Origin of the sequence: Bacillus daqingensis, assembly GCF_042654445.1 — a bacterium.
Classification (GTDB): domain Bacteria; phylum Bacillota; class Bacilli; order Bacillales; family Salisediminibacteriaceae; genus Alkalicoccus; species Alkalicoccus luteus.
This window is the reverse complement of sequence record NZ_JBHSGK010000012.1, coordinates 1-10,024: the sequence shown is the minus strand read 5'-3', so window position 1 is coordinate 10,024 and position 10,024 is coordinate 1. Positions and strand designations below refer to the sequence as shown.

Genomic DNA, 10,024 nt, shown 5'->3' with positions numbered 1-10,024 from the left:
AGGCCGGAGGCCCGGACTACCTGCTTCAGTACCTGCTTCCAAAATCCATCAGCCAGATGCTGTAAAACAGCCACGGCATGAGAAGAGGCTCTCCCATGCGGAGAGCCTCTTTTTTTGAGTGTTGATAAAGTCATTTCAGGTGAATGACCTTGCATCTGCCTGCATCTGCGGACACTCGCTTTCCGGAGGGAACGGCCTCAGCTAACCGCTTCTTCCTTTCGTCCGCCGGATCTTCGCCTCGTTCTGATCCTCCCGGAGTCGAGTTTCCTCCGATTTAGCAGCTGGCTGTCCGGTTAAAACCCTGATGATGATTCACACGAGCTTGTTCCATATAAAGGGAACCTTTCGTTAGGCAGCGCTTCGATGTCGAATCGGGATGAACGTCAACGTATCCACTAAAAAAAGCCGCAGCGTCTAGCGATTGGAACGTTTTTCTCCATCAAACAAATCCATTTCCCCTTTGTGTCCGGCGTGCCCGTGGAAGCCGCGCAGCCTGAAGATGCCGTGCCGTTCAGATCTGCGAACGGCATGAAAAGCGCGAGCGGAGCCGGACTATGTCTTGAAGGCTTCTCATGAGAAGCCTGTGTCCGAGTGAAGCCACGCCATCCTTCCCTTCATACAAGGACACCCCTGAGAAATAGCTGAAGGCAAGCCCACGGCAGGCTCGGTAAACAGAGAGGAAAGTCAATCAATCGAATAAACATGTAAACAAATTGACTTTATCAACAGCCTGGAAAGAGGCTCTTCCATGCGGAAAGCCTCTTTTTTTGAGTGTTGATAACGTACTTGCAGATGAATAATGTCGAATAGTAATATAATAGCATACTGCAATAAATTGAAAGGAGGTTTAAGACAGTGAGAAAATTGTGGAATAACTCTTCGAAATAATATATTTTGAGGAGGAAAAATGAATGACGATAAATTTTGTTAATAGTAAAAATATAAATAGAGAACAATTAGAAAGACTATATAATGATGTAGAATGGTATGCTTATACACAAGATGTAGAAGTTCTTCAACACGCAATAGAACAGTCATTAGAAGTAATATCTGTTTGGAATGGGGAAGAATTAGTTGGGTTAATTCGGGTTGTTGGTGATGGAATAACAATTATCTATATTCAAGATATTCTTGTGTTAAATGCTTATCAAAATCAAGGAATTGCTACTCAACTAATGCAACAGGTTCTAAATAAATATAAAAATGTTCGTCAAAAAGTTTTAATGACAGAAGATGCCCCTGATGTAAGACATTTTACGAAAAGAATGATTTCGTATCTTGCGATAAGGGTTCTTTAGTAGCGTTTGCTAAGATGAATTAGGGAAAAATATAAAAATCAGAGTTCACCTTATTTATAGGTTCAACTCTGATTTTTTGCTGTGTTTGTGAATAAACGTACTTAAATTAACGATGAGCGTTAGTTTAAGAAGCCACTAATAACAAAACAACCTCCATATATTTAGAAGTAATTTCATTAAAGGTAAAACAACATTAAACTTTAACACAAAGCCTTTCAATTAAAAACCGTTCCAGCACGAAGGCTGAAACGGTTTGATTTTTAAAGCAGTCTACTCGACGTTTAAAACGCCACCGGAGACTAACATCTCTCTTTCTCCAAGCTGAGCATAAGTAGCAAGCTGGTAGTTTCCAGGAGAAAGTGGCTCCCCATCAAAAGTCATATCCCAACTGAATGAGTGAAGACCTGCCGATACGTTTTCTGATACAGAGGTTTCGTAAAGGAAAGCACCAGTATCAGCATTGTAAATTAGAAAGCTGAAATAATCAGCACCGGCCGGAAGATTTACGGTTCCTAGAAGGTTACCACCGTCGAGAGTGAAACCTGGCTGTCCCATGATCGGGTAGTCCGGCTGCTGGACGAAGAGAATCGTCGGTACTTCAATCGTTGAAGATCCGTCGCTCAGCTGAATGGTACCTTCGTGGTAGCCAGGCTCGAGTGAAGACGCGTCCACTTGTACACCAAAGTTCAGCTTTTGGGACTGTCCAGGCTGTACGCGCAGGTTGTTGCTGTTCTGCAGACGGACGCCTTCCATGCCAGTCAGTTCCATGGAATAACGCTTAACTTCATCAGATGTGTTGTGAATTTCAAAGTGTTGACGCTCCACCTGACGACCGTTATCCTTTTCGAAAATACCGAAAGAGTGGCTGCCAGGAACAACAAGTACTTCTGTTTCAATTGCGTCCATCACGCGGATGCTTCCGGCACCCTGGGAATTATGGGCATACGGATTGCCGTCGCGGTCCACCATGTTTTCCGCTGTGTTCATCAGAGAGGACTTTACAAAATCGACGCCCCAATCCGGGTTTGCTTCCAGGATCAGCGCTGCGGCACCTGCTACGTGCGGTGCGGACATGCTCGTACCCTGCAGAGACGCATAGCCGTGCGGCTCTTCTTCATTATGAGTTGGAACAGTGCTGACAATTCCGACACCAGGAGCGGAAACGTCCGGCTTAATCATCCACGTGTCCATAACCGGTCCGCGGGAAGAGAAATCAGCCATTGTTTCCCCGACTTCACGGTCAAATTCGATCGCGAAGGAGACCGTGTCGTTGCCTGCCTGAACGTCAGCTAGAAGTGCCTGACCATCATCCTGGTTCAGCATAACGGTTGGCAGAGCCAGACCTGGAATTTCCGGCATGGAACCGGCTACGTTGTTGTACATGACAACCCCGACAGCCCCTTCTGCTGCTGCATTTGTTACCTTATCAACGAAGGCGAATTCACCGCGCGAGATTAGTGCGATGTTACCTTCGAGATCCGCTTCTGCAACTTCTTCCTCAGTGGCAAGGCCGGCATCAACAAGCTCATACTCGCCGTCGTTCAGTGCAAGCAGATCATCTACTTCGTCATAGCCCATTACCTGAGCGGAAGAAAGATCCAGTCCGCTTTCTGTTACCACTTCAGCTGTATAGAGGTCAAATGGAAGCTGAGTCGCACCGACAGAAATGGCATCACGGGAAGTACCTGGAGAACCAACTGTCCAGTTGTTCGGTCCGTTGTTTCCGTTTGATGTTACAGCAACTACGCCGTCAGCCATCGCCTGGTCAAGCGCAAGGCTTGTGGCAAAGTCCGGATCGTTTGTTGCGTTACCGAGTGACAGGTTCATCACGTCTGCGCCGTCTTCCACGGCACGCTCAATCCCTGCGATAACACCCTGAGTGGAGCCGCTGCCGCCTGGACCGAGGACACGGTAGGAGAGCAGCGTTGCGTCAGGTGCAACACCTGTGAACGGGCTGTCAAAGCTTGATGCAACCGTTCCAGCTACGTGCGTTCCGTGATTCGTCGAACCGCCGCGCGGATCTCCAGGAGGAGTTTCTTGCGGGTCATCGTTGTTATCGATGAAGTCCCAGCCTTTATAGTCGCCAAATGCGTGTTCCAGATCCGGGTGTGTGTAGTCGACCCCGGTATCGAGAATAGCAACCGTCACGCCTTCACCCGTATAGCCTGCATCCCACGCTTCATCGGATCCGATGAATGGAGCGCTCTCGTCCATTTCAGGCGATACTTCGCCCATGGAGAATTCGTCAGACTGGACGCTGTCTACTTCATATTCAACATCCGGGTATACGGCTTTAATGCCTTCAACAGAGGCAAGCTCATACAGCTCTTCGCCAGGAAGTTCGAGAGAAAAACCGGAGAAGACAGTATCGTATTCAAAGTTTACTTCAGCTTCTGGAATTACTTCGGCAAGCTCTTCAAAAATATCGGCTCGTGCCTGCTCCAGTACTTCAGCAGACTGAGAGCGGCCGCTCTGTTCTGCAGCGAGAACAGATTCTTCATCAAGTTCAACGACAACGGAAATGTCGCCCTCTGTAACGTTATCTGCATCGAGATGGAATGTAGCAACGGAAGCTTCATCGGAAGACTCCTGCGCTACTGCTGTCCCGCTGAATCCGGAACCAGCGACTAACGCTGCTACTGAAACGACAACACTTTTACGAAATGCTGCTTTCATCAAAACGCCCCTTTTCCTCAAAATAGTATGTGCGGATAATATCCAGACAGACATCTTCCCCCTATCAAGGAAGGATCAGCCGCATTGATTAGAATTTTACAATTATTTTCACAATAAATCTATTGAATTTTTAGAATTGAGAAAATACTACCGAAGTGCCGTGTCTATGCACGTTTTGTGTGCAATTGAAGGCATGAAATCGATAAAAGACCTGCCTGTTTAAGGGGCGACATAGCTGTTGGGAGGTCTATGTACCTAATTGAATATTTCGAAAATCGTAATATATAAGAATAAGGTAAGGGAAATGACAGATTACCTGACTGAATATTCATTCACGATCAGAGTGTCTGATATAAAGCTGTTTAGAAAGGTTAGAGGAAAAAAAGGAGCTTCAAAAAAAGCCCTGCGAGCAGAATGCCTCACAGGGTCTAACGATGATTATGACGGATATGACGACACGTTTTCCGTACGGGCAGATAAATAAACGGCAGTGAGTAGGCCGGCTGCAGCGTAGCTTAAAAAGAAAGGCGGCGGCACGATCATGACAAAATAAACGGGCGGAGCGGTCACATAGGCTGCGGCTGTCATGACGAACCCCCAAAGAGAGATCGTTAATCCTGTCCAGTCAGGCTTTTGCCTAACTATGATCCAGGCACCCGCTGAAGCGATCAGCATGTAAAGCGCAGCAGGATGGGAGCCGATGCCGGTGGGCTGTGAAAAGACGGTGTAAACAGCGTGAGTCATTAAAAAGAGCATGGCAGCCGCCTGAGCCAGGTCCCGAATAGCTATTCTCTGCTGGGCTCGATAGAGGATAACTCCGGCCGCAGCTAATCCCGCTAGTGCCTCTCTCCAGCCGCTTGGATAGGTAAGCACGGTCATTGGATCGTCGAGAAGTATTGGGAATCGAAAATGATTTTGCTGAAAACCGTCACAATAATCCCAGTCAGCAAAGCATTCAGTGCTTCTTCACGTGCTCGGGGATGGTGACGATAAACGGTAAGCCAGCGTAGCACCATCCAGGAAATAAGGAGGCCGATGCCAATATAAATCCAATTGAGCTGGATCAGAGCAGGGCCGATCATCCAGGCCTGGTTCATAGCAGAACCTCCTTCTATAAATACATTGATACACGCCAATATACAGGAAGGGGTATACGGGTACAACCGGTAATCATCATGAAAAACGCCGTCCAGCATTATGCTGAACGGCGTATAAATCACTATTCAACTTACGGACGCGGGTGATCCGGATGGTCAGGATCGTCCGGGTCAACCGGCTTTGGTGCTGCGTCTTCTTCAGGTGGACGAGGCGGGTTCACCGGCGGAGTGCGGTCTGATCCGCCAGCTGTACCGGATGCTCCTGAAGGGCCGCTCTGGCCGCCAGGTGTTTTCGGTCCGGCAGACGGGTCAGCCGGCTTATCGTTTTCTTTCTTCATTTTACGGTCAAGCTCTGCAAGCTTCGTCTTAGCGTAGTCACGTCCACCGACACCAAAGGCAATGGCAAAGGCGACAGAAACAGCACCAAGAATCAGCAGGAATGCCAGATTCACAATCGTTGTCGCAAATTGCAGCTGATCAAACGTCATAAAGGCTGCAAACACAATGATCGTATATTTTACGAGAGAAGCATAGAAGCCGCTTCCGGAGTATTTCTTCACGAGGGCACCAAGGTAGTGGCCTGCGAATAAACCGAGAAGCAGAATCAGCAGGGCACTGACGAGAAGCGGCAGATACGCAAGCACGGCGCCGCCGATATTATTCAGCACTTCCAGCTGGAGTACGTTCAGTGCTTCTACCGTGAAGAAGATGATGATAACAACTTTTACAATCTGTCCAAGAATGGTGGAAACGCGGAAGGAACTGCTCTTCGGTCCGTCCATTTCGAAGAAGCTGTATACATTGTCGACACCAGTTCGCTGCAGCAGGTTGATAAGCAGATCACCGACAAAACGGGCGATAAAGTAACCTACCAGTACAAGAATAATGGCGACAAAGACATTCGGAATCATTGCGAGAATGCTGTTAAAGACGTTCGTGATCGGCTCGGAGATCATCTGAATGTTCAGCGTTTCTAGCGCGACCGTGATAATCGGGATCAGCAGGAAGATGAACACGATGTTCGCGAGAATCGCCGACAGCTTCATAGAAGAAGAGCCTTCGAACCGCGTCCATTTATTAAACCAGTGGTCAACCTTCAGACTTTCAAGGGACCGGTAAACGAGATCTTTGACGAGGCGTGCAATAAAAATACCGACAAATAAAATAATAGCAGCTGCAAATATGTTTGGCAGGAATTCCAGGAACGTTTCGGTCATGTTGGCGATTGGGCCGGCGACCGACTCCATGTTCAGTGCATCTAAAATAGCCGGCAGGAATAATATGAAGACGAGGAAATAAACCAGCTTGGAGGTCGCTTCCAATATGCTTGCACCTTGTTCCTCACTTTTGACAAGTGGAGTTTTAGCGAGTCCTTTATGGGCACCAAGCTTTTTTAGCCCTTTTGAAATAATGTTCTTTGCGGCGAGTGCAATGACCCATGCGAGCAGCAGAAGCAGTAGTGCGACGACAATATTCGCAAGAGAGCCAATGAGATCGCTGAGCAATGCTTGAAATTCATTGGTTACATTGTTCATACGCTGTTCCCTCCTATTATGTGATAGTTAACCATATCCAGAAACCTGTGGGAGTAAACGTATTTAGAGGGAATTACATAATACTAATGTAATGGACTTAAAGGTGACGTTAGTGTCAGGATAAAAAATGAAATAGGCAGATATCTTAACGTGAGAACGTTATAGCCTGTTCGAATGTCCCCTGATCATAGCTGCAGAAAACCCCGGACAAGGTTCTGTCCGGGGCTCTCCATGGCGATTATTTCATTAACGGATGCGCTGGTTGATCGCATGCACCTGCGCAAGTCCTTCCTGATAGCTGCGGGCACGTCGTCGTTCAACGGTCAGCTTTCGTTCAATACACTGCTCGTATTCCTGGAATGAGTAGCCGTGATTTAAATGCATCGAGCGCTCAATTAATTCTGTCGTTTGCAAGGTAGCGTTCCCCTTTCCAATAGTCTTACTGTGGTATATTTCCTGACAAAGGAAACGGCAAACGAAAAAAGGGAAAAATAAGAAATTAGCAGCAGAGCCTCTTTGTTATAAGAGTGAAACGCTGAGTCTTTGTTCATCGTTAGAAATGTGCTTTCCGACCCAGGAAAAGAGCGAGTTTTCCGAACCTGGTGCGCCGATGACAGAGAAGCTGATACGTCGTCCAGCCGACTTAATGGGAATCGTCAGCTGAGGAAGCCCGCCGATGCCGGCAATCGCGCAAAGCCGTAAACTGCGGGTTCTTATATCGTCTACTTGTACCGGAGGCAGGTTTTTGGCTGGAGCAGGTCCCGGGGCGGTTGGAATGACAAGGATGCTTCCGGCCGCCAGCTGCTGAAGCTGCTCACGAAGCGCGTTTCGCTCTGCAACCGCCTCAGCTGCTTCCGCTGCGGAAATGCGGGAAGCGGCTTCAAACCGTTCTTTAATGCCGGGGCCGAACGCTGGTGCATGCTCGGTCACCCACGTGCCGTGCTGCTCCCATATCTCAGCAGCCTGCACGACGCGGAACGTTTCCTGCAGGTGCGCAAGAGAAAGTCCGCCTGATTTTACCGGAAGCGGATCCAACTGATCCATGATCTGCTTATCTTCCGCAAGCTCCCACGCTTCTTCGAGGAAATAAACATCGGTCGGTCCTTCATCTGTCTGCGGATAAAAAAGAGAAGCGGCCTGCTGCAACGTATCGAAATCGGGGCTTAACAAGCCGATCGTATCGAAAGAAGGCGCAAGCGGAATCAGGCCTGCTGTGGAAATACGTCCATGGGTAGGACGAAGTCCGTACAGTCCGCAATACGCCGCAGGAATGCGGATCGATCCGCCGGTGTCAGTTCCAACGGCAAAATCACAGTCCCCCGAAGCAGCGGCAGAAGCAGAGCCGCTGGACGATCCGCCCGGTATACTCTCCGGAGCAAGCGGATTAAGCGGCGTGCCGTAGTGGGCATTTTCCCCGTGCAGGCTGTACATCAGTTCATCCGTTACGGTCAGCCCTTGAATCGAGGCGCCCGCCTTTAACAAAATCTCCAGTGCTGGAGCCGTCGTACTGGCAGGCGGGTGGGTGCGGAGCCAGTCCGGATTCCCCGCCGTGCTCGCTGTCCCTTTTACGTGAAAGACATCCTTCACCGCGAACGTTTTCCCCTGCAGCGGACCGCTCTTTTCACCGGGAAGACGGACATCGGGCTGAGTATAGGCTGTTTTTTCCATCATTGATCATCCTTTCTGTCTATCATCAGATGCGTGTTGTACCAGTATAGCGTGTCAATGTCGATTCTCCGTTCGTTTTTGTGTGAAATCTTCGGGGAAGACGGCTGAAGCATTGGTACAGCAGGAAAAAGAAGTCGAAAAAGTGTGTCAGAAAATATAACAGATTGAAAAAATCCTGTCAGCTGATCTGACGAAATAACTGTTTATTGAAAACTGACCCTCTATAGTAAACGGTATACTCCGCCGTTTCTGTCTTCTGCGACCAATCACAAAGAGGAGGGTATCATCGTGACAACGACAAAGGTGTGGAAACCAGATCATTTGAAGGCCGTCTGGGAACTGACTGAGCAATTTCAGGAAGACTGCTGCTACACTGTTGATGGTATCCGGGTCACAGCCGGAGCCGGGCGAGAAACGATTGCCCTGGACGCGTTAACGGAGCTGCATCAAGGGCTTTGTGAACGCAAAGGAACGATATATGCGGGACCGCTTGTAACGTATGAGGAACTCATGCACCATCCGCTGATTCAGCGCGAAGCACCATTGCTCGCCGAAGCATGCAGAAAAGGACTGCTGGAGAGTGAGCGGCAGATGGCTTTTGCGGTCGATGTATTGTTACAGTCCGGCGCGGCACTGCTCCCGCTGCTGCTGTATGATGCGGTGTTGATCTGGGCACTGCCAGAAGGCGTGAAACAGCAGCCGCTGGAAGAATGGCTGAAAGAAGACACGAGTGAGAAACGGGTGCTGCTCGCGGTAGAAATACATCCTGTACCCATCTGCGGGGAAACGCTGCGGTTTTTTCGGACATCAGGGAAGCCGGATATGTTCACCTCAAGCCGCGTAACAGCTGCGGGGGTGGTGACCTTTACGCTGGAGGGAGACGTATCGGACGTTCGTCTCGCTGCAGGCAGCGGGCACCACGCTCCTGTGAGGCTGCGTGGAACAGAAGACCTGTTTCGCAGGTCTTCGGCACGAAAGCTGTTTCCGGCCCTCGTGTACCAGCAAATAAAAGAAGAATTTAAACCGCCGCACGATTTGTTTGCATCGTCCGGCTATCAAGGAAGCCAAACAGCTAATTTGATTGTAAAAGAATGGCAGCGCCGCGGGAGGGATCATCATGCAGAAACCGTTCACGGATAGACCTGGCAGGGAAAAAGAGAGAGGTTTTTCAATCCAGCAGCTTGCGAAGGGCTGTACGCTGACTACGCACGTGTGGGACACGAGCATCGGCCGGCCTGCATCGGGGCTGTTGGTCGAGCTTTGGCGATACACTCCGGAACAAGGAGAATATGTGAAACTGAAAGAAGGGCGGCTGGATGATTCCGGCCGTCTTCTTCATCCGCTGTTGGAAGGGGAAACGTTTCAAAAAGGGAAATACGAGCTGCTCTATGATGTGCAGGCTTATTTTGAGGAGCGCGGCTTGATGCAGACTGATGCTTTTTACAGTGTCATTCCTGTCAGCTTTTCGATCAACCGAGAGGAAAGTTGCCATATTCCTTTGTACATTTCCCCAGGAGGCTACAGTACCTATCAAACCTCTTAAATTCAGAATTGAAGGAATATTTCTGTTTAGAAGGATCACTTCCTCCTCGTGTCGAAATGAGCTTATGCTGATTTTTACTCACGAAAGGGGACAGGAGCTATGTATACAGATTATAAGCACGAACCGTTTACGGATTTCACGAAGGAAGAGAACCAGAAAGAATTTTTAGAGGCCCTTGCGGTCGTGAAAAAAGACATCGGCAAGGAA

General features: G+C 48.9%; 9 protein-coding genes. 3 read left to right on the top strand and 6 right to left on the bottom strand.

The annotated features are described in order from the left end of the window. Nucleotides 1-911 precede the first annotated feature (911 nt). The gene (locus ACFO4L_RS11010; RefSeq protein ID WP_377909724.1) at nucleotides 912-1,298 is read left to right on the top strand and encodes a GNAT family N-acetyltransferase; all 387 of its coding nucleotides are present in this window, start codon (nucleotides 912-914) and stop codon (nucleotides 1,296-1,298) included. Between the two features lie 270 nt (nucleotides 1,299-1,568). On the opposite strand, the gene ACFO4L_RS11005 is transcribed toward ACFO4L_RS11010, so the two are convergent. The 6 genes from ACFO4L_RS11005 to ACFO4L_RS10980 all read right to left on the bottom strand — a co-directional run bounded on the left by ACFO4L_RS11005 (nucleotide 1,569) and on the right by ACFO4L_RS10980 (nucleotide 8,274). Next, on the bottom strand, nucleotides 1,569-3,974 hold the full coding sequence (locus tag ACFO4L_RS11005) for a S8 family serine peptidase (RefSeq protein WP_377909723.1): 2,406 nt from the start codon (nucleotides 3,972-3,974) through the stop codon (nucleotides 1,569-1,571). Between the two features lie 438 nt (nucleotides 3,975-4,412). Next, on the bottom strand, nucleotides 4,413-4,847 hold the full coding sequence (locus ACFO4L_RS11000; RefSeq protein WP_377909722.1) for a hypothetical protein: 435 nt from the start codon (nucleotides 4,845-4,847) through the stop codon (nucleotides 4,413-4,415). 2 nt (nucleotides 4,848-4,849) lie between these two features. Continuing rightward, nucleotides 4,850-5,071: a hypothetical protein gene (locus ACFO4L_RS10995; protein WP_377909721.1), complete on the bottom strand. Its 222-nt coding sequence runs from the start codon at nucleotides 5,069-5,071 to the stop codon at nucleotides 4,850-4,852. Between the two features lie 131 nt (nucleotides 5,072-5,202). Then, nucleotides 5,203-6,606: a mechanosensitive ion channel gene (locus ACFO4L_RS10990; protein ID WP_377909720.1), complete on the bottom strand. Its 1,404-nt coding sequence runs from the start codon at nucleotides 6,604-6,606 to the stop codon at nucleotides 5,203-5,205. A gap of 246 nt (nucleotides 6,607-6,852) precedes the next feature. Beyond that, nucleotides 6,853-7,020 carry a hypothetical protein gene (locus ACFO4L_RS10985; protein WP_377909719.1) on the bottom strand — a complete coding sequence of 56 codons (168 nt, stop codon included), beginning with the start codon at nucleotides 7,018-7,020 and terminating at the stop codon, nucleotides 6,853-6,855. Nucleotides 7,021-7,125: 105 nt separating this feature from the next. Next, a complete protein-coding gene (locus tag ACFO4L_RS10980) occupies nucleotides 7,126-8,274 on the bottom strand; it encodes an amidase (RefSeq protein ID WP_377909718.1) in 1,149 nt (382 codons plus the stop codon). A gap of 288 nt (nucleotides 8,275-8,562) precedes the next feature. Between ACFO4L_RS10980 and ACFO4L_RS10975 the strand changes: the two genes are divergently transcribed. Further along, nucleotides 8,563-9,414 carry an FAD binding domain-containing protein gene (locus ACFO4L_RS10975; protein ID WP_377909717.1) on the top strand — a complete coding sequence of 284 codons (852 nt, stop codon included), beginning with the start codon at nucleotides 8,563-8,565 and terminating at the stop codon, nucleotides 9,412-9,414. Next, the gene (gene uraH / locus ACFO4L_RS10970) at nucleotides 9,392-9,817 is read left to right on the top strand and encodes a hydroxyisourate hydrolase (RefSeq protein WP_377909716.1); all 426 of its coding nucleotides are present in this window, start codon (nucleotides 9,392-9,394) and stop codon (nucleotides 9,815-9,817) included. Before ACFO4L_RS10975 ends, uraH begins: the two co-directional genes overlap by 23 nt. The last annotated feature ends 207 nt before the right edge of the window (nucleotides 9,818-10,024 follow it).